Consider the following 18,831-nt stretch of genomic DNA (forward strand, 5'->3'; position numbering starts at 1 on the left):
CATCGCTCGGCCCGTCCTCTGTGCAGGGAGCATCCATCCGGTCGATACTGCCGCTCATGACCTCTTCCACCCCGGCCGCCGATTCCGGCCCCGCGCGCTTCGGTCTCGTCGGCACCGGCTCCTGGGCCGGGCGGACGTACGCCCCCACGCTCGAGGCCCACAAGTCCGTCGACCTCGTCGGGATCTGGGGGCGCAGGCCACAGGCGGCGGCCGAGCTCGCGGCCGCGCACGGCACGACGGCGTACGACGACGTGGACGCCCTGTTCGCGGCCAGCGACGTCGTGGCGTTCGCGGTACCGCCGGACGTCCAGGCGCCGCTCGCCGCGCGGGCCGCCGCGGCGGGCTGCCATCTGCTCCTCGACAAACCCCTTGCCACCCGCCCCGACGGGGCCCGCGCCGTCGTCGAGGCGGCCGACACCGCGGGCGTCGCGTCGACCGTCTTCTGCACGCTGCGGCACGCGCCGATCACGGCGGCCTGGATCGCCGAACAGGCGGGGACGGAAGGCTGGTTCACGGGCCGCGCCGACTGGTACGGCGCGCTGTACACGCCCGGCGACGACGCGCACGTGCGGGCCACGACGCCGTGGCGGGCGGAGAAGGGCGCCCTGTGGGACGTCGGCCCGCACGCCCTGTCGGTGCTGCTGCCGATCCTGGGCGACGTGCGGACGGTGGCGGCGCACGGCGGCCCCGGCGACACGGTGCATCTCGTGCTCCGGCACGCGGGCGGCGCCACCAGCACGGCGGCGCTCAGCCTCACCACTCCCCCGGCGGCGGCCGGCACCACGGTCGAACTGCGCGGCACACAGGGCCTGTCGACGATGCCGACGGGCACCGGCACGGCCCAGGAGGCGCTCGCCGCCGCCGTCGACACGCTGCTGGAGGCGGCGCGCGGCCGCACGGCGCACCCGTGCGACGCCCGGTTCGGCCTGCAGCTCACGGAGACCCTCGCGGCGGCCGAACGCTCCCTGGCGTCGGGCCGGGCGGAACCGGTCCCCGAACACTGAGTCGACGAGGGGGCGTCCGAACCCCCTTTACGCTGGTGGCCATGCCGCTCGAGATCAGCGCCACCAACCCCGAGCACCCGGTGCTCCTGCTCGCCCTGCCCTGGCACATCCCGCTGGAGGAATGGCCCGAGGAGTACCTGGTGCCGCTCCCGCGCGGCATCTCACGGCACGTGGTGCGCTACGCGCGCGCCGGGGACGAGGTCGTCGCCGTGAAGGAGCTGGCCCAGCGCCCGGCGCTGAACGAGTACGAACTGCTGCGCACGCTCGACCGGTTGGCGATCCCCGCGGTGGATCCGCTCGCCGTGGTCACGGGCCGCGAGCAGCCCGACGGTTCCCCGCTCGAGCCCGTGCTCATCACGCGGCACCTGGGCGGTTCGCTGCCGTACCGCTCGATGTTCGAGACGACGCTGCGGCCGACGACCGTGCACCGGCTGATGGACGCGCTCGCCGTACTCCTGGTCCGCCTGCATCTCAGCGGCTTCGCCTGGGGCGACTGCTCGCTGTCCAACACCCTCTTCCGCCGGGACGCGGGCGCGTACGCCGCCTATCTGGTGGACGCCGAGACCGGCGAGCTGCACCCGCAGTTGAGCGACGGGCAGCGGGAGTACGACATCGATCTGGCACGGGTGAACATCGCGGGCGAGATGCTCGACCTGGAGGCTTCGGGCGCGCTGCACCCGTCGATCGACCCGATCGAGTTCGGTACGGAGATCGTGCAGCGGTACACGGACCTGTGGTCCGAGCTGACCCGTACGTCGGTGTATCCGGCCGGCAAGCACCACTACATGGAGCGCCGCATCCGCCGCCTCAACGATCTGGGCTTCGACGTGGCCGAGATGCAGATCTCCCGCTCGCCGCACGGCGACACCGTCACGTTCGTGCCGAAGGTCGTCGACGCGGGCCACCATCAGCGTCAACTCCTGCGCCTGACCGGCATGGACGCCGAGGAGAACCAGGCGCGTCGCCTCCTTGGCGACCTGGAGAGCTGGATGGCGACGCAGGAGGACGCGGCGGACGCCCGCCCCGAGGTCCTCGCCCACCGCTGGGTCCGTGACGTGTTCCGCCCCACGGTCCGTGCCGTCCGCGACCGGGTGTCCACGCCGATGGACCCGGCCGAGCTGTACCACCAACTCCTGGAGCACCGCTGGTACTTGTCCGAGCGCGCCCAGCACGACATCGGCCTCGACGCGGCGGCCGACGACTACGTACGGAATGTGCACAAGGCCGGCCGGTGACGAGGCATGGGACCGGGCGCGGCCGGTGCCGTGGCCGCTACGTGATGGCGAGTGACGGCACCGACCGCAGCCAGTGACCTCCACCGGCCGCCCGGACGAGTGTGGGCGTTTGCGTCTCACAACGCATTTTCCGGCCACATCGAACGCAATTGGTGGCCCGGCCCCACTCGCACTTGCCTGAACGGTCGCAGAGGCTTGTGGGTTACCCGCAGCGGGAAATTTCAGCCATTTTCGAGTGGCCCGGCACAGGTGCCGCATCGCCGCGCCCAGATGCGCACGAACGAGGAAACCAGCAGGTGGGAAACCCAACTCAACCCATCATGGCGCACCGGCTGATCGTTTTCTTCGGGCAATGTTTATTACCAAAGACCTTGGGACTATTTAGACTGCTCACGCTCAACTCGGCGTGAACAACGAGGGATTACCCACCATGAACAAGACGGCGCTTCGCGCCCTGCTCCGTGAACGGCGCGCCCTCATAGCCCCGGAATCCCACGGCTTCAGCAGACCGACGGGACAGGGGCGCCGCGCCCGTGGCCTCTCCCAACACCAGGTCGACCAACTGCTGCACCGCACGCTCGGCACGTACCACCGGCTGGAGTCGGGGACGTATCCCAACGCCCCGGCGGAACTGCTGCGCGATGTGGCGCGGCTGTTCGGGCTCAATGAGCAGGAGTGGGTGCTGCTGTGCCGCTACGCGCTGCTGCAGGATCCGCCGGGACCGCTGTACCCGACGTCGGGCAAGGAGATCCCCGGCGTATGGCAGGAAGCGGTCGACGGCATCGACCACATCGCGTACCTCTCGGACTCGTCCTGGGACCTGCTGGCGTGCAACCGCGCGTTCACGGAGCTGTTCCCCGACCACCGGCCCCCGGCGAACACGATGCGCTGGATGCTGCTGGATCCGCACGCCCGCCACATGCTGGTGGACTGGCAGAACGCGTGGGCGCCGCTCCTGCTCCCCCAACTGCGCGCCGCCCTCGCCGCCCGCCCCGACGACGACACGCTCGCCCAGATCGAGAAGGAGGTGCTGGCCGACCCGGAAGCCGCCCCGATCTACGAGTCGGGCGGGTCCGCCATGCACCCCGACGGCGACGAACGGCCGCTGCTCCACGCCCGCCTGGGGCCCGGCTGGGCGACGATGTGCGCGGCCCAGCCGCTCACCACGCCGGGTGCGCGCCTGATGATCCTGGTCTTCCACCCGGGGACGCACCGCGCGCACCCCAGGAAGCCCGCCCTGCGCGCAGGCTGATTTCAGCCACTCCCACCACACCTCCCCGTGGCAGACACGTTCCCGCCACGTAGATTGAGCGGGCCCCCCACAGCCCCTTCAGCCCCGTGGGAGACACCCATGCCTGCCTACGTCTCGATGCCTCACACCGTCCTCGGCGCCCACAAGGTGTCCACCGACGAGATCGCGGACGACATACGCGCCCGTCACCCGGGCCATCCGCGAATAGCCGCCGCGGTGCGCGCCGTTCAGGGATGCGGTGTGCGGACCCGCTACTTCGCCCGGCCGCTCGACTCCCCCACGGTCGCGGGCGGGGCGGGCATCGCCGAGCGCGCCCGTACCGCGTTCGCGGACGCGCTCGACCTCGCCGAGCAGGCGGCCGTCGGGGCCATCGAGGCGGCGGGCCTGAGAGCGGAGGACCTGGACGGCCTGGTCACCACGCACTCGACCGGGTGGGCGGCGCCCAACCTGGACGTCCACCTCATGACCCGGCTCGGTCTGCGCCCCACCGCCCGCTCCCTCGCCCACACGACGCTGGCCTGCACCGGCGGCACCAAGTGCCTGATCCGGGCGGCGGACATGGTGGCGGCCCGCCCCGGGAGCAAGGTGCTCGTGGTCGCCGCGGAAGTGATCTCCGCCGTCTACCACCACAGCGACACCGGCATCGACGCGATGATCTACAAGGCACTGTTCGGCGACTCGGCCGGCGCGGCCGTGGTCAGCGACCGGCCGCTCGGCCCCGGCTTCGCGTACGAGGACAGCTTCGAGCACGTCCTTCCGGACACCGCCGCCCAGTTGGGCGGCCGGATCACCGCCGACGGTCTGCACTTCGACGCCACGAAGCAGGGCCGCGCCGCCTTCGCCGTGACCCTGCCGAGCCTCACCGACTGGCTCGGCGAGCGCCCCACCGACTTCCCCCTGATCCACCCGGGCAGCCCGCGGATCATCGGGGACACGGCCACGGCTCTGGGGCTGACCGCGCACGACGCCCGCCACTCCACGGCCACGCTCACCGACGAGGGGAACCTGGGAGGCGTCAGCGTGCTCCGCGTCCTGGAGCGCACCCACCAGGAGCCGCCGCCGGCCGGCGCCCGCGGAACGATGGTCGCGTACGGGCCCGGCTTCACGACCGCCGCGCTGCACGGGCACTGGCACGCCTGACGCGCCGGGTCACGGCCACCCACAGAAAAGTCCCACTGGGACATGTGTCTCATTGGGACATCAGGTGTACCGTCGAAGACATGAAGGCGAACGAGTCCACCAGCTCCGGGCCCGCCGGCGACCGTCGGCAGGCCAAGGCCCGCCGGACGCGTGAGGCGCTCGCGGAGGCCGCGGTCGAGCTGGTGCTCGAGCGCGGGCTCGGCGACGTGACCGTCGAGGCGATAGCCGACCGCGCGGACGTCACCCGCCGCACCTTCAGCCGGCACTTCACCGGCAAGGAGGACGCGGCGCTCGACTTCACCCGTGCCGACGGCGCGGGGATCAACGCGGCGCTGCGCGCCCGCCCCGCCGCCGAGCCACCACTGCTCGCCTACCGGGGCGCGGTCGCGGACTATCTCTCCGACCGACAGGCGCCCGGCTGGCACCACCGTCCGCAACTGCGCGAGCTGTACGCCGTCGTGGACGCGGAGCCCGCCCTGTTCGCCGCGTACGAACGCATCCGGGTCGACGCCCAGGACGAGTCCGTACGCATCATCGCCGACCGGCTCGGCACCGACCCGGCCCGGGACCCGCGTCCCGAGGTCGTCGTCGGGGCCGCCGCCGGAGTGCTGACCGCCGCGCTGCGCACGTGGGCGCGCGGCGCGGGCACGGACGCCGAAGACCTCGCCGATCTGGTGGCGCGGGCCTACGACGCCCTCATCGAGGAGGCCGCCGACGCGGCGGCCCCCGACGTCGCTACCAGAAAGTGAATCGCACCATGAGCACCACCCCCACCACCGGCAACGTGACGGACTACGCCGCCGAGTTCGCCGGGAAGACCGCCCTCGTCACCGGCTCCGCCTCCGGCATCGGCCTGGCCACCGCCCGCCGCCTGGGCCGCGGCGGCGCGAACGTCGTCATCGCGGACTACAACGAGAAGGGCGCCCAGGAGGCCGCCGAGACGCTGAAGGCGGAGGGCCTGAAGGCCGCCGCGGTCGCCGTCGACGTGACCGATCCTGCCTCCGTCGAGGCGGCCGTCCGGTTCGCCGTCGACACGTTCGGCGGGCTCGACCTGGCCGTGAACAACGCCGGTATCGGCGGCCCGAGCACGCCCACGGGCGAGTACGACATCGAGGCGTACAACCGTGTGATCCGCACGAACCTCGACGGCGTCTTCTACTCGATGCGCTACGAACTCCCCGCCATGCAGGCCGCGGGCAACGGCGGCGCCATCGTGAACGTCGCCTCGATCCTCGGCTCGGTCGGCTTCGCCGGCTCCCCCGCGTACGTCGCCGCGAAGCACGGCGTGGTCGGCCTGACGAAGACGGCCGCCGCCGAGTACGCCGCGAAGGGCATCCGCGTCAACGCGGTAGGCCCGGGCTTCATCGAGACCCCGCTCCTCAAGGAGATGGACAAGGCCGCCTACGACGGTCTCGTCTCGCTGCACCCGGCGGGCCGCCTGGGCACCTCCGAGGAGGTCGCCGAGCTGATCGCGTTCCTGCTCTCGGACCGCGCCTCGTTCATCGCGGGCAGCTACCACCTCGTGGATGGCGCATACACGGCGGTCTGACCCGCCACGCCGCATACGCCACTTGTGTCACACCTCCACTCATGGAACGGTCTGCGAGGGGTACGGGGCAGGAGACCCCGACCGTCCCGAGGTGGAGGGTGCAGCGAGCGCAATGGCAGGGCAGGCACGCGAGTCGTACTTCGACAACGTCAAATTCCTGACAATCGTCCTCGTGGCCTGCGGGCACGCGTGGGAGCCGCTGACCTACGGCTCCCGCGCGGTGACGGCGACCTACCTCGCCGTCTACGCCTTCCACATGCCGGCGTTCGCGCTGGTGTCGGGCTATTTCTCGCGCAGTTTCGACATGGCGCCGCACCGTCTGCGGCGCCTGGTGACCGGGGTCGTCGTGCCGTACCTCGTCTTCGAGGTGGCGTACACGCTGTTCTACCGGTGGGCGCAGGACGATCCGGGCTATCCGATCAGCCTGCTGGACCCCTGGTATCTGATGTGGTTTCTGGCGGCCCTGTTCGTCTGGCGTCTTTCGACGCCGCTGTGGCTGCAGTTGCGCCACCCGGTGGCCGTGTCGCTGGCCGTGGCCACGGCCGTGTCGATGTGGCCGGGCGCCGGCGGCGACCTGGCGCTCCAACGGGTGCTGCAGTTCCTGCCGTTCTTCGTGGCGGGCCTGGTGCTGCGGCCCGAGCACTTCGCGCGGCTACGGACGTGGAACGTGCGCTGGGTGGCACTGGGCGTCTCGGGCGCGGCTCTGCTCGCCGCGTACTGGGTGGCGCCGTGGTTCGACGCGGGCTGGTTCTACCACCGGGGCGCCGTCCAGGGGCGGGGCGTGCCGGGGTGGGCGGGCCTGATCGCGACGCCCGCCCTGTTCGTGCTCGCACTGGCGCTGACCGCGTGTTTCCTGGCGTGGGTGCCGGGCCGCAGGCTGTGGTTCACGGCCCTGGGCACGGGGACGATCTACGCCTATCTGCTGCACGGCTTCGTCATCAAGTCCTCCCGGTTCTGGGGCTGGTACGACCACCCGTGGCTGCGCAGCCCGCTCGGCGAGCTGGCCGTGACGGCGGCGGCGGTCGCGCTCATCACCGTGCTGTGCACGGAACCGGTGCGGCGGGTGTTCCGTTACGTCGTCGAGCCCCGGATGGACTGGGCGTTCCGGCGGTCGACGGAGCAACGGCCCCTGCCCGAACAGGCGAGGGCCCGCGAGAAGGTCACCGCCGGCGGCGGCTGACGGTCTGCGCGGAGGCGAGCAGATGATGCATGCGCTCGGTGAGCGAGCCCAGGTCGTCGGCGGGCCGGTGGAAGGCGAGCCGCACGTCGGCCTGGCCGCGCACCCGCTCCAGTCGCAGCGTCAGGCCGTGCCGGTCGACGGCGAGCGGCTGGACCCGGACGACACCGTGCAGGCTGTCCGGGGCGATGAGCCGGGTGAGCTGTTCGACGGCCTCGGGGTGGGCGTCGGCGAGATGGGTGAGCAGCCGGGGCTCGGCGAGCGCGAGCGGGTCGGGCGCGGTGGCGGCGAGTTCGTCGAGGTCGATGCCGGTACGTCCGGCGCGGGTCTGCAGGACCGCCCGTTCGGGCCGCAGCACCAACTCCTCGCCGTCCGGGACCAGCTCGCCCGACAGCCACACCCGCGCGCGCACCCGGTCGCGTACGGGGACGGGCGCCGCGTCGGCGAACTCCAGGAGCGTGGTGGGCCGTCCATGCGGTGAGCAGAGCACGGCGGCGGCCAGCACGCTGTCGGGCGGCGGCGAGATGCGCACCGTGCCGTCGTCGTCGACGCGGTGCGCGCCGACGAGGTCGTCCTGCCCCACATCGGTGGTGACGCCGCAGGTCCATGCGGCGGTGAGCACGGAGCGTGCGTGGGCCGCCGTGCTGGGCACGGCGGCAGCGATCTGTCGGACACCCATCCCGAACCTCCATTAGGTAAGCCTTGCCTAACTTAACCGAGATGATCGATGGCGGTCCACCCCACCCTGCTTCCGTCTTCCTGTGTCGCCCGCCGCCGCGAGCGGCCCGGTGCGATTGACTCGACGGGTGCGCAGATTCGTCGTGTTCCTCCTCGCCGTCGCCGGAGCGCTCGCCGCCCTGGCCCTCTCGCTGCTGCTCTCCCCGTGGTGGTGGTTCGCCGCCGGCCCTCTGCTCGCCCTTGCGGCGCTGGGCGTGTGGGATCTCGTCCAGTCGCGCCACTCCGTGCTGCGCAACTATCCGGTCCTCGGGCATCTGCGCTTCCTGATGGAGTCCCTGCGCCCCGAAATGCAGCAGTACTTCGTCGAGCGCAACTACGACGGCCGGCCCTACGACCGGGACGTGCGCAGCATCGTCTACGAGCGGGCGAAGCAGCAGGAGGCCGAGGAACCGTTCGGCACCGAGCGCGACGTGTACGCCTCGGGGCACGAGTTCCTGGTGCCGTCGCTGCGTCCGGTCGACCCGCCCGAGCAACTGCCCGCTGTCCGTATCGGCGGCCCCGACTGCACCCGGCCGTACGACATGGCGCTGCTCAACGTATCGGCGATGAGTTTCGGCGCCCTGTCCGGCAACGCGATCCGCGCGCTCAACAAGGGCGCGGCGCTCGGCGGTTTCGCCCACGACACCGGAGAGGGCGGCCTGTCCGACCACCACCTGGAGCACGGCGGCGACCTGGTGTGGGAGATCGGCACCGGCTACTTCGGCTGCCGCACGCGCGAGGGCCGCTTCGACCGCGCCGAGTTCGCCGACAAGGCGGCGCACGAGCACGTCAAGTGCGTCTCCCTGAAGCTGTCGCAGGGGGCGAAGCCGGGCATCGGCGGCGTACTGCCGGGCGGGAAGGTCAACGCGGAGATCGCGCGCGTACGGGACGTGCCCGAGGGGCGGACGGTGGTGTCGCCGCCGTACCACCCGGAGTTCGAGACGCCGCGCCAACTGGTGCTGTTCCTGGCCGAGTTGCGGCGGCTCGCGGGCGGCAAGCCCGTCGGGTTCAAGCTGTGCCTGGGCTCGCGCACGCAGTTCCTCGCCGTGTGCAAGGCGATGCTCGCGGAGGGCGTGACGCCTGACTTCGTGATCGTGGACGGCTCGGAGGGCGGCACGGGTGCCGCGCCGCTGGAGTTCGCCGACCACCTCGGCACCCCGCTCACCGAGGGGCTGATCACGGTCCACAACGCGCTCGTCGGCGCGGACCTGCGCGAGCACATCCGGATCGGGGCCAGCGGCAAGGTCGCCACCGGCGCCGACATCGTCAAACGCCTCGTGCAGGGCGCCGACTTCACCAACGCCGCCCGCGCGATGATGTTCGCGGTCGGCTGCATCCAGGCCCAGCGCTGCCACACCAACACCTGCCCGGTCGGGGTCGCGACGCAGGATCCGCGCCGCGTACGCGCCCTGGACGTCGCCGACAAGGCCGAACGCGTACGCCACTACCAAGAGGCGACCGTGCGCGGCGCGGCGCAGATCATGGCGGCGATGGGCGTGCGGGATCCGCGCGAGCTGCGTCCGGCTCAGCTCATGCGGCGCACCACGGCGGACCTGCCGGTCTCCTACGCGCATCTCCACGACTGGCTGGAGCCGGGCCGGTTGGCCGGGGAGCCGCCCGCGACCTGGGCGGCGGACTGGGCCGCCGCGGACCCCGACCGTTTCTGAGTGCTGCTCTCCCCCGCGAGCGCCATCGAACAGCACCAACTCCACGCGAACGGGGGGTGAATATGCCAACCGCCCCCGCGGCGCGACACGGGGCGGCATCATGCCGACATGGACGGTAGTACTGCGCTCCTACGGGAGCTCTTCACGCCGGATGAGTACGCCGCGGTACGCAGTCATGCGGACCATCTGGGCGTGACCCTGGTCGAGTACGTACGCTCCTCAGCCGCCGAACGGGCCCTGGAGCGGCTCCAACTGACGCGGGCCCTGGAGGCCCGTGCACCGCATCTGGGCAAGTTGCCGATACCGCAGGTGGAGCGCTCCCCCTGCGCCGACGGGGCCTCCTCCCCCGCCATCGACCGGTTCCTCGACACGCTGGCCCACCCGCACCCCACGGAAAGCGGCTGACACGGCCTGAACCGGCCGGTGCGGGGCACTCGGTGCACAGGAGCAAGGGTGACGCCGCGGTACGGCGGGAAGGGGGACCGTCACCAAGGCACGACCCGCGCACAATCCAGCATGAGAGGAAGTGGTCGTCATGCGTGCGTCGAGGGACGCCGACCGGCGTGCCTCGCGCGTGGAATTCCTGATGCCGCAGGGATCCGGCGCCGCCCGTTGGGCCCGGCGGATGACCCGGAGGTTTCTCGCCGGACGTACGGGCGAGGGGGTGACGGACGCCGAGCTGGTGGTGTCGGAGCTGGTCGCCAACGCCACCGAGGCGCACAGCGGCAGCTGCCGGATGAGCCTGCGGCTGCAATCGGGCGAGCTGACCGTGGCCGTGCACGACGACGCGCCAGGCGTCCCCCGCGTGGCGCCCGAGTCGCGGACCGCCGAGTCGGGCCGGGGCATCGCCCTGGTCCAGGCGCTCGCCCGCCGCTGGAGCGTGCGGACCGATCCGAGGGGCGGCAAGACGGTGCTGGCGGTGCTGACACCTTGCTGACCTGCGGCGGCGACACCCTGCCGAACTGAACCACGTCCCGGCCGGGGCGACACTCACGCCGCCCCGGCCGGGATCTGGGATCAGTGTCCGCGCGCGATCCACTCGTCAAGATTCGGCGCCTCCGCGCCGATCGTCGTGCTGTCACCGTGTCCGGTGCGTACGACGGTCCCGGCCGGCAGCGTGAGCAGCCGGTCCTTGATCGACTCCACGATGGTCGGGAAGTCGCTGAAGGTCCGCCCGGTGGCGCCGGGACCGCCCTGGAAGAGGGTGTCCCCGGTGAACACGGTGCCGAGCGCGGGAGCATACAGGCTGACCGCGCCGTGGCAGTGCCCCGGCGTGTGCAGCACGGTCAGCTCCACGCCCGCGACGGCGATCCGCTGCCCGTCGGCCAGCTCCCCGTCCGGGGCGCGGTCCGGGTGCGTGCGCTTCCACAGTTCGGTGTCGGCCGGGTGCAGCAGGATCGGCGCGCCGGTGCGCGCGGCGAGCGCGGGCGCGGCGTCGATGTGGTCGTCGTGGGCGTGCGTGCACACGATCGCGACGAGCCGCCGGTCTCCGACGGCCTCGGCGATGGCGTCGGCGTCGTGGGCGGCGTCGATGACGATCGCCTCACTGTCGTCCCCGACGATCCACACATTGTTGTCGACGTCCCACGTGCCCCCGTCGAGGGAGAACGTGCCGGAGGTGACGAGGTGGTCGATCCGCGCGGTGGTGGGGGTGGAGTCGGTCATCAGAACACCACCACCGAACGCAGCACGTCGCCGTGGTGCATCCGCTCGAACGCCTTCTCCACGTCGTCCAGGGCGATCGTCTCCGTCACGAACGCGTCGAGGTCGAGGCGTCCCTGCAGATACAGGTCGATGAGCATCGGGAAGTCCCGCGAGGGCAGGCAGTCCCCGTACCAGGACGACTTGAGCGCGCCGCCGCGCCCGAACACGTCGAGCAGCGGCAGCTCCAGCTTCATCTCCGGCGTCGGCACGCCGACGAGGACGACCGTGCCCGCCAGGTCGCGCGCGTAGAAGGCCTGCTCGTACGTCTCCGGGCGGCCGACGGCCTCGATGACGACGTCGGCTCCGAAGCCGCCGGTCAGCTGGCGCACGGCCTCGATCGGGTCGGTGGAGCGGGAGTTGACGGTGTGGGTTGCCCCCAGCTCCCGCGCGGTGGCGAGCTTCGTGTCGTCGATGTCAACGGCGATGATCTTCGCGGCGCCGGCGAGCCGGGCGCCGACGACGGAGGCGTTGCCCACGCCACCGCAGCCGATCACGGCGACGGAGTCACCACGGCCCACGTTGCCCGTGTTGATCGCGGCGCCGAGCCCCGCCATCACACCGCAGCCCAGCAGGCCCGCGGCGGCCGGCGATGCGGCCGGGTCCACCTTGGTGCACTGACCGGCGGCCACCAGGGTCTTCTCGGCGAAGGCCCCGATACCCAGCGCGGGCGACAGCTCGGTGCCGTCGGCGAGGGTCATCTTCTGCTTGGCATTGTGGGTGTTGAAGCAGTACTGGGCGCGCCCGCGCTGACAGGCACGACACTGCCCGCACACCGCACGCCAGTTGAGAATCACGAAGTCACCGGGGGCGACCTCGCTCACCCCGTCACCCACCGATTCGACGACACCCGCCGCCTCGTGACCGAGCAGGAACGGGAATTCGTCGTTGATCCCGCCCTCCCGGTAGTGCAGATCGGTGTGGCAGACCCCGCACGCCTGGATCTTCACGACGGCCTCGCCCGGACCCGGGTCCGGCACCGTGATCGTCGCGATCTCCACGGGGGCACCCTTGGCCCGCGCGATCACGCCCTGCACCTGCTGTGCCATGACGGTCAGCCCTCTTTCTGAATCGCGGTAACTTCACGCTTTGTTGCCCGCCCATCCTCGCTCACCGGTCAAGCGGAGAACAGCACCGGTGCCCAGGTCGGGGCGCCCTACTGTGTTCCCGTGCACGTTCGAACCCAGGCATCGGCCACCCTCCTCCCCGTCAACGGAACTCTCGCGGCGGTGCTTGTCGTTCTCCTCGTGATCGCGGCAGGGGTGGCGGCGGTGTACCGCCTCTCCCCGGACGGGTCGCGCCGCCGGGCCCGCGACATCGCGATCGCCGGGGTGCGGGCGACGGTCCAACTGGCCGTGGTGTCGCTCCTGATCGGCTGGGTGGTGCGCCATGGGGCGGCGCTGCTGGCCTTCCTGCTGCTCATGCTGGCGGTGGCCGCGCGCACGGCGGGCCGCCGTCTCACCTCCAACCGGACCTGGATCTGGGCGGCCCTGCCGATCGTGGCGCCGGTAACCCCGCTCGTGGCGGCGCTCATCGCCTGCGGCCTGCTCCCGCTCCGCGGCATCGCCGTGATCCCGGTGACCGGCATCCTCATCGGCGGCGCGCTCACGGCGACCGTGCTGGCGGGGCGTCGCGCCCTCGACGAGCTGACCGCGCGCAAGGGCGAGGTGGAGGCGTGCCTGGCCCTCGGCCTGCTCCCCCACGAGGCGCGCCTCGAAATCGTCCGTCCGACCACGTCCGACGCCCTCCTCCCCGGCCTCGACCAGACCCGGACGGTGGGCCTGGTCACGCTCCCGGGCGCGTTCGTCGGCATGCTCCTGGGCGGGGCGTCACCGGTGACCGCCGGGGCGGTGCAACTCTTCGTCCTGGTGGCGCTGATGGCCGTACAGGCGATCGCGGTGGCCACGACGGTGGAACTGGTGGCGCGGGGGCGACTCAGTCGTCCATAGGGGCGGGGCGGCTCAGTCGTCCATGACGGCGAGGAGGCCGGAGAGGACGCGCAGACAGGCGTCGATGTCGTCCTCGGTGAGATCGCCGTCGACCCCGCGCAGGGTTTCGCGCTCCCGGTCGAGCACGCCGCCGATGACGGTGCGCCCCTCCTCGGTCAGCCGGATCAGGGAGGACCTCTTGTGGGCCGGGTTGGGGGCAGTCTCGACGAGTCCCCGCGCGGCCGCGTCGTTCACCATGCGCTGCACGAACTGACGGCTGAGCGCCTGGAACCGCCCCATCTGAGGAACCGTCATGGGCCCCCGCCCGTGCAGCATGCTGAGCACGGCTCGCACGCCCACCGACAGACCTTCGGCGGCGACGTCCCGCTCGACTCTCACGTACGCGCGCCGGTACAGCGGCCCGACGAGGTCGAACACCTTGGAGAGCCGGTCTGCCACATCTGCGGGCACAGCACCGCGCCCCGTCTTCTCGCTCACCCCACCATCATGACACCTGGGTTGTCATTCTGCTTGCCAGTGAATGGCGAGGATGACAACCTGGTTGTCATGTCCGACCTCTTCTGGAGCGACAAAGGCACCGGCCGCCCCCTGGTTCTGCTGCACGGCGGCTTCCTCGACCGTCACATGTGGGACGACCAGATCGCGTACCTGGCGTCGGACCACCGCGTCATCGCGCCCGACGCCCGCGGCCACGGTCGCTCCCCCAACGCCACGGGGCCATTCCGGCACACGGACGATCTCGCGGCGCTGCTGCGTCACTTGGACACCGGCCCCGCCGTCCTGGTGGGCGTGTCGATGGGCGCGAGCATCGCGATCGACACCGCGCTGGAGCACCCGGAACTGGTCAGCGGCGTGGTGACCAGCGGAGCCGGCACCAGCGAGCCGTACTTCACGGACCCCTGGACGACCGGACTCTGGACCACCTGGCAGTCGGCGATGGCCGCGGGCGACGTGACCGCGGCGGTGGAGGCGTTCACCACTTTCGCGTCGGGCCCGCACCGCACCCTGGACGACCTGGACCCCCAAGTCGTCGAGCGCCTGCGGGCGATGACGTGGGGCACGATGGCGAAACACACCGCGGACGAACCCGACTGGAGCGTCCCGCTCAAGGACACCTGGACTCGCGCCGCCAGGATCACGGTCCCGGTCCGCGCCATCAACGGCGCGCTCGACTCGCCCGACCACATCGGCATGGCGGAGCGCCTGACGAGCAGTGTCGCCGACGGCCGGTCGGTCTCGATCCCCGACGCCGCCCACTACCCGAACATGGAGCATCCGCAGGCCTTCAACCAGGCACTCGCGGAGTCCTTGCGCGCCATGTGAACTGCGCGCATCCGGCCAGGGCCGCGACGGCGCCCGAGATGCCCATCCCGAGCAGCGCGCCGGCGAAAGGGCCGCCTGCGGCGATCCCGCCCAGCAGGCCCACTCCTATCGAGTACGAGGCCCAGACCGCCTCGGCGACGCCCGAGGCCACGAGGAACCGGCCCGGCCGAAAGTCGACGAGCCCGGCCGCCACCGCGCCGACGAACCGCCCGGTGGGCAGGAACCGGATCCCGATGATGAACGGGATCCCGTGCCGACGCGCCCGTACGGAAGCCCAATCGAGCAGTGCAGCACGCCGTCGCTTGCGTCGCACCCGCCGCAGCACCGGCCCGCCGAACCGCCGCGTGCACCGGTACACCAGCAGGTCCCCGAGGACGGCGGCGCCCGACACCACCAGCAGCACGACGGCGAGCTGGAGACGACCGTCGGCCGCCATCGCCCCGGCACTGACGAGCAGCCATGAATTGGGCACCAGCGGCGGCATGACGCACAAAACAAGGAGGCCGTACATCAAGTAGTCGGGCATACCTACAGGTAACGGAATAAAGGCTAAGAAAACGAGAGGAGTTGACGTATCTCGGGGAAACCTCTGGGAGCCACCCCTAAGGGGCGCGAAGTGCGGTTTCACAGCCGAGAGGACCGACGCTCAAGACGCAAGAGCCGGCCAGTCAAGTTCACCACGATGCCCGCCCGGGACGCGCCGCGCACTGGGGCGGCCGTCCGGATCAGGGTGGGGTTATCCCCCGACAGCCTCGTACTCGTGCGCAGGCCCGCCGCGCCACTGGATGATCGGCGAGTCCCCGGACACCAATTGATCGGCGTCATCAAGCCCGGCCCGGCGCAGGAACTCGACCAGGTCGTGATCGTCACGGGCCAGACCGAAGTCCACACCGCCGACCGTGACCCGCCGCCCTCCGCCCGACGGCGACGGACGGTGCACGACTATCTCAGTCGCCATACGCCCACCGAGCCGCCCCAGCCTTCGCCCCGCCGGTCGGGCCCCGCCGTGACCGCACGAGATCTTCAGTGATCGTGTTCCGCATGAGACGGATTAGATCGCGTGTTCGATTTTCGGCGCAAGCCGACAGGCAAGTCGCACGGTGCGCGTGTCGCCCTCTGGGCCCTCAGGACGTGCCCGGGAGCGGCCAGGGGTTGGGCGCATTGCGTCGGACGGCCGCGCGGATGTGGACCATGGCACGGCCGGTCAACTCCACTCCACCGAACGAATCCTGACCGCGATCCTACGTCCGTGGGGCGCGGTCACGTTGTTGTCACAGCCCCGGCGTAGGCTCCGCAGCATGACCATTTACGACGCAGTACAGATCGACAACCTTCAGGGCGGCGCCGCCGACCTGCCCCAGTACCAGGGCAAGGCCGTCCTGATCGTCAACGTTGCCTCGAAGTGCGGGCTCACGCCGCAGTACACCGCGCTGGAGGAGCTCCAGAAGCAGTACGCGGACCGTGGATTCACGGTGCTCGGCGTGCCGTGCAACCAGTTCATGGGGCAGGAGCCCGGTACCGCCGACGAGATCTCCGAGTTCTGCTCGGCCACGTATGGCGTCACGTTCCCCATGACCGAGAAGGTCGACGTCAATGGCGAGGAGCGGCACCCGCTGTACGCGAACCTCGTCGACACGGCGGACGCGGAGGGGCACACCGGCGACATCCGCTGGAACTTCGAGAAGTTCCTGGTGGGGCGCTCCGGTGACGTCGTCGCCCGCTTCTCGCCGCAGACGACGCCGGACGCGCCGGAGGTCGTGGCGGCCATCGAGCGGGAGCTCTCGGCGCAGAGCTGAGGGCCGTGGCGCAGGGGGCTGAGTGCTGGGCGCGCGCCTGCGCTCCGCGCCCGCCCCGCTGCGCCTCCACTCCCCCCGTAGCACCATGGCTACATGCTGTTCGCCCGGCTCGCTCAGGTGTCCCAGGACGTCGCCGCCGCCTCCGCGCGGTCGCGGAAGATCGCGCTGCTCGCCGAGTTGTTCCGGGATGCCGACCCGGACGACGTGCCGATCGTCATCCCGTATCTGGCGGGGCGGCTGCCCCAGGGGCGGCTCGGCGTCGGGTGGCGGGTGCTGAGCGAGCGGGTCGAGGCGGCGCCGGAGCCGCGGCTGAGCGTGCAGGACGTCGACGCGCTGATGACCGAGCTCGGGGATGTGTCCGGCGCCGGGTCCCAGGCCGAGCGGAAGCGTCTGGTCGGGGAGCTGATGGGGGCCGCCACCGAAAGCGAGCAGCGGTTCCTGTTCGGGCTCGTGACCGGCGAGGTGCGGCAGGGCGCCCTGGACGCCGTCGCGACCGAGGGGCTTGCGCAGGCGACGGGCGCCGCCCCCGCCGACGTACGGCGCGCCGTGATGCTGGCCGGTGGGCTGCAGGACGTCGCACAGGCGCTGCTCGCGCGCGGGACCGAGGCGCTCGACGAGTTCCGGCTCACCGTCGGCCGGCCCGTACTGCCGATGCTCGCGCACAGCGCGAGTGGTGTCGGCGAGGCGCTCGACAAGCTGGGCACCTGCGCCGTGGAGGAGAAGCTCGACGGCATCCGTGTGCAGGTCCATCGGGACGGCGATGCCGTGCACATCTACACGCGGACGCTCGACGACATCACCGATCGGCTTCCCGAAGTGACCGACGCCGTACGGGAGTTCCCCGGCGAGCGGTTCATTCTCGACGGGGAGGTCATCGCGCTCGATGCGGACGGGCGGCCGCGCGCGTTCCAGGATGTCGCGGGGCGGGTCGGGTCGCGGGTCGACGTCGCGCGGGCCGCGGAGGCGCTGCCGGTCTCCCCCGTGTTCTTCGACGTGCTGTACGTCGACGGGCGGGATCTGCTGGACCTGCCGTTCGCCAGGCGGCACGAGCAGCTGGCACGGCTCGTGCCGGAGCCGATGCGGGTACGGCGCGTCGTGGTCAATGAGGACGAGGGCGAGGAGATCACCGAACAGCGGGGCGCCGCCGAGGCATTCTTCGCCGACACCCTCGCGCGCGGCCACGAAGGTGTCGTGCTCAAGGGCCTCGAGGCTCCGTACAGCGCGGGCCGCCGTGGCGCGTCCTGGTTGAAGGTCAAGCCGGTGCACACGCTGGACCTGGTCGTGCTCGCCGCCGAGTGGGGGCACGGGCGGCGCACCGGCAAGCTGTCCAACCTGCACCTGGGCGCGCGCCGCCCCGACGGTACGTACGCGATGCTCGGCAAGACGTTCAAGGGGCTCACCGACGCGCTGCTGACCTGGCAGACGGAGCGGCTGCTCGAGTCGACCACCAGTGACGACGGTCATGTCGTGACCGTGCGGCCCGAGTTGGTCGTGGAGATCGCCTACGACGGGTTGCAGCGTTCGACGCGCTACCCGGCGGGCGTGACGCTCCGCTTCGCGCGCGTGGTGCGGTACCGGGAGGACAAGTCGGCCGAGCAGGCGGACACGGTGGAGGCGGTGCTCGCCGCCCATCCGTCGCTCGACACCTGACGTGCCGACAGCCGGCCGCTTCGGCGTGGACGCATGACCTCGCATGACCCCGTATGGCCTTTTCCACACCTGACCGTTTTTTTGCCAAAGCTTGGCGCGTATAGGGTGACGGACATCCATCTAAAGTTGCATCTGCCATCTATTGGCCGCCGGGACAGCGGCCACGCACGGACAAGGGGAGAGACGTGCCCGCTTCACGCCTGAGCAGGACACCATTGCCGGGGATCGGCTACCGCTATGACCTCACGACCCGCGAGCAGCGTCAGCTCTCGGTCGTCGCCCATCGGGACGGGGGCCGCACCCTCAGCGCCTACCGGGCGGACGACCCGGACGCCTGCGACCTGTCGCTGAAGCTGACGTCGGGCGAAGCGGCGTATCTCATCGACGCGTTGGCGCCTTCGCACCACAGCCCGAACCTTTTGCACACCACCGACCTGGGTCTTGTCGCCGAACGCATCGAGGTGCCGGGCACCTCGATCTGGAACGGGCGGCTGCTCGGCGAGACGAAGATGCGGACCGATACGGGCGCGTCGATCGTGGCCGTGCTGCGCCGCGCCGACGCGATTCCGTCGCCGACGCCGGACTTCCGGCTCGCGGGCGGCGACACGGTCATCGTCATCGGTACCCGCGAGGGCGTCGACGCGGCGGCCGCGATTCTGGGGCGGGAGTGA

Annotated in this window: 21 protein-coding genes; 15 read left to right on the plus strand and 6 right to left on the minus strand. The window is 71.4% G+C overall.

Features of this window, described 5'->3' with window-relative positions; all coding sequences use genetic code 11:
* Positions 1 to 56 precede the first annotated feature (56 nt).
* The 7 genes from ACYSUO_RS20605 to ACYSUO_RS20635 all read left to right on the plus strand — a co-directional run bounded on the left by ACYSUO_RS20605 (position 57) and on the right by ACYSUO_RS20635 (position 7,360).
* Entirely contained in the window at positions 57 to 1,004 is a 948-nt protein-coding gene (locus tag ACYSUO_RS20605; RefSeq protein ID WP_461777638.1) for a Gfo/Idh/MocA family protein, read from the plus strand.
* Positions 1,005 to 1,045: 41 nt separating this feature from the next.
* The gene (locus tag ACYSUO_RS20610) at positions 1,046 to 2,239 is read left to right on the plus strand and encodes a DUF4032 domain-containing protein (protein ID WP_461777639.1); all 1,194 of its coding nucleotides are present in this window, start codon (positions 1,046 to 1,048) and stop codon (positions 2,237 to 2,239) included.
* Between the two features lie 430 nt (positions 2,240 to 2,669).
* A complete protein-coding gene (locus tag ACYSUO_RS20615; protein WP_461777640.1) occupies positions 2,670 to 3,491 on the plus strand; it encodes a helix-turn-helix transcriptional regulator in 822 nt (273 codons plus the stop codon).
* A 99-nt stretch (positions 3,492 to 3,590) separates the two neighbouring features.
* Positions 3,591 to 4,631, plus strand: a complete 1,041-nt coding sequence (locus ACYSUO_RS20620) for a beta-ketoacyl-[acyl-carrier-protein] synthase family protein (RefSeq protein WP_461777641.1) — start codon at positions 3,591 to 3,593, stop codon at positions 4,629 to 4,631.
* A gap of 80 nt (positions 4,632 to 4,711) precedes the next feature.
* Positions 4,712 to 5,380, plus strand: a complete 669-nt coding sequence (locus ACYSUO_RS20625) for a TetR family transcriptional regulator (RefSeq protein WP_461777642.1) — start codon at positions 4,712 to 4,714, stop codon at positions 5,378 to 5,380.
* 8 nt (positions 5,381 to 5,388) lie between these two features.
* On the plus strand, positions 5,389 to 6,180 hold the full coding sequence (locus ACYSUO_RS20630) for an SDR family NAD(P)-dependent oxidoreductase (RefSeq protein ID WP_461777644.1): 792 nt from the start codon (positions 5,389 to 5,391) through the stop codon (positions 6,178 to 6,180).
* 112 nt (positions 6,181 to 6,292) lie between these two features.
* Positions 6,293 to 7,360: an acyltransferase family protein gene (locus tag ACYSUO_RS20635; RefSeq protein ID WP_461777646.1), complete on the plus strand. Its 1,068-nt coding sequence runs from the start codon at positions 6,293 to 6,295 to the stop codon at positions 7,358 to 7,360.
* On the opposite strand, the gene ACYSUO_RS20640 is transcribed toward ACYSUO_RS20635, so the two are convergent.
* The gene (locus tag ACYSUO_RS20640) at positions 7,341 to 8,036 is read right to left on the minus strand and encodes a DUF2470 domain-containing protein (protein ID WP_461777648.1); all 696 of its coding nucleotides are present in this window, start codon (positions 8,034 to 8,036) and stop codon (positions 7,341 to 7,343) included. The two genes, ACYSUO_RS20635 and ACYSUO_RS20640, sit on opposite strands and share 20 nt — an antisense overlap.
* Positions 8,037 to 8,178: 142 nt before the next feature.
* Here ACYSUO_RS20640 and ACYSUO_RS20645 point away from each other — a divergent pair, with 142 nt between their 5' ends.
* The 3 genes from ACYSUO_RS20645 (at position 8,179) to ACYSUO_RS20655 (ending at position 10,678) form a co-directional block, all read left to right on the plus strand.
* On the plus strand, positions 8,179 to 9,741 hold the full coding sequence (locus ACYSUO_RS20645) for an FMN-binding glutamate synthase family protein (RefSeq protein ID WP_461777692.1): 1,563 nt from the start codon (positions 8,179 to 8,181) through the stop codon (positions 9,739 to 9,741).
* 108 nt (positions 9,742 to 9,849) lie between these two features.
* On the plus strand, positions 9,850 to 10,146 hold the full coding sequence (locus tag ACYSUO_RS20650) for a hypothetical protein (RefSeq protein WP_461777650.1): 297 nt from the start codon (positions 9,850 to 9,852) through the stop codon (positions 10,144 to 10,146).
* A gap of 130 nt (positions 10,147 to 10,276) precedes the next feature.
* Positions 10,277 to 10,678 carry an ATP-binding protein gene (locus tag ACYSUO_RS20655; protein ID WP_461777651.1) on the plus strand — a complete coding sequence of 134 codons (402 nt, stop codon included), beginning with the start codon at positions 10,277 to 10,279 and terminating at the stop codon, positions 10,676 to 10,678.
* A gap of 80 nt (positions 10,679 to 10,758) precedes the next feature.
* Here ACYSUO_RS20655 and ACYSUO_RS20660 read toward each other — a convergent pair whose 3' ends face one another.
* Together ACYSUO_RS20660 and ACYSUO_RS20665 are read right to left on the minus strand one after the other, a co-directional pair.
* A complete protein-coding gene (locus tag ACYSUO_RS20660; RefSeq protein WP_461777652.1) occupies positions 10,759 to 11,406 on the minus strand; it encodes an MBL fold metallo-hydrolase in 648 nt (215 codons plus the stop codon).
* The gene (locus tag ACYSUO_RS20665; protein WP_461777653.1) at positions 11,406 to 12,491 is read right to left on the minus strand and encodes an S-(hydroxymethyl)mycothiol dehydrogenase; all 1,086 of its coding nucleotides are present in this window, start codon (positions 12,489 to 12,491) and stop codon (positions 11,406 to 11,408) included. Before ACYSUO_RS20665 ends, ACYSUO_RS20660 begins: the two co-directional genes overlap by 1 nt.
* 120 nt (positions 12,492 to 12,611) lie before the next feature.
* Here ACYSUO_RS20665 and ACYSUO_RS20670 point away from each other — a divergent pair, with 120 nt between their 5' ends.
* Positions 12,612 to 13,391, plus strand: coding sequence for an ABC transporter permease (locus tag ACYSUO_RS20670; protein ID WP_461777654.1), 780 nt, complete (start codon positions 12,612 to 12,614; stop codon positions 13,389 to 13,391).
* A 12-nt stretch (positions 13,392 to 13,403) separates the two neighbouring features.
* Here the strand turns inward: ACYSUO_RS20670 and ACYSUO_RS20675 are convergent, their stop codons facing one another.
* Entirely contained in the window at positions 13,404 to 13,868 is a 465-nt protein-coding gene (locus tag ACYSUO_RS20675) for a MarR family winged helix-turn-helix transcriptional regulator (protein ID WP_461777655.1), read from the minus strand.
* Positions 13,869 to 13,937: 69 nt separating this feature from the next.
* On the opposite strand from ACYSUO_RS20675, the gene ACYSUO_RS20680 reads away from it, so the two are divergent.
* Entirely contained in the window at positions 13,938 to 14,714 is a 777-nt protein-coding gene (locus tag ACYSUO_RS20680; protein ID WP_461777656.1) for an alpha/beta fold hydrolase, read from the plus strand.
* Here the strand turns inward: ACYSUO_RS20680 and ACYSUO_RS20685 are convergent.
* Both ACYSUO_RS20685 and ACYSUO_RS20690 read right to left on the minus strand, forming a co-directional pair.
* On the minus strand, positions 14,677 to 15,240 hold the full coding sequence (locus ACYSUO_RS20685) for a DedA family protein (RefSeq protein ID WP_461777657.1): 564 nt from the start codon (positions 15,238 to 15,240) through the stop codon (positions 14,677 to 14,679). The genes ACYSUO_RS20680 and ACYSUO_RS20685 overlap by 38 nt on opposite strands.
* 210 nt (positions 15,241 to 15,450) lie before the next feature.
* Entirely contained in the window at positions 15,451 to 15,672 is a 222-nt protein-coding gene (locus tag ACYSUO_RS20690; RefSeq protein ID WP_461777659.1) for a hypothetical protein, read from the minus strand.
* 340 nt (positions 15,673 to 16,012) lie between these two features.
* Between ACYSUO_RS20690 and ACYSUO_RS20695 the strand changes: the two genes are divergently transcribed.
* The 3 genes from ACYSUO_RS20695 to ACYSUO_RS20705 all read left to right on the plus strand — a co-directional run bounded on the left by ACYSUO_RS20695 (position 16,013) and on the right by ACYSUO_RS20705 (position 18,831).
* The gene (locus tag ACYSUO_RS20695) at positions 16,013 to 16,510 is read left to right on the plus strand and encodes a glutathione peroxidase (protein WP_461777660.1); all 498 of its coding nucleotides are present in this window, start codon (positions 16,013 to 16,015) and stop codon (positions 16,508 to 16,510) included.
* A gap of 93 nt (positions 16,511 to 16,603) precedes the next feature.
* The gene (locus ACYSUO_RS20700; RefSeq protein ID WP_461777662.1) at positions 16,604 to 18,160 is read left to right on the plus strand and encodes an ATP-dependent DNA ligase; all 1,557 of its coding nucleotides are present in this window, start codon (positions 16,604 to 16,606) and stop codon (positions 18,158 to 18,160) included.
* 185 nt (positions 18,161 to 18,345) lie between these two features.
* Positions 18,346 to 18,831, plus strand: a complete 486-nt coding sequence (locus ACYSUO_RS20705) for a cation:proton antiporter regulatory subunit (RefSeq protein WP_461777663.1) — start codon at positions 18,346 to 18,348, stop codon at positions 18,829 to 18,831.

This window comes from Streptomyces sp. UC4497 (genome assembly GCF_054871485.1).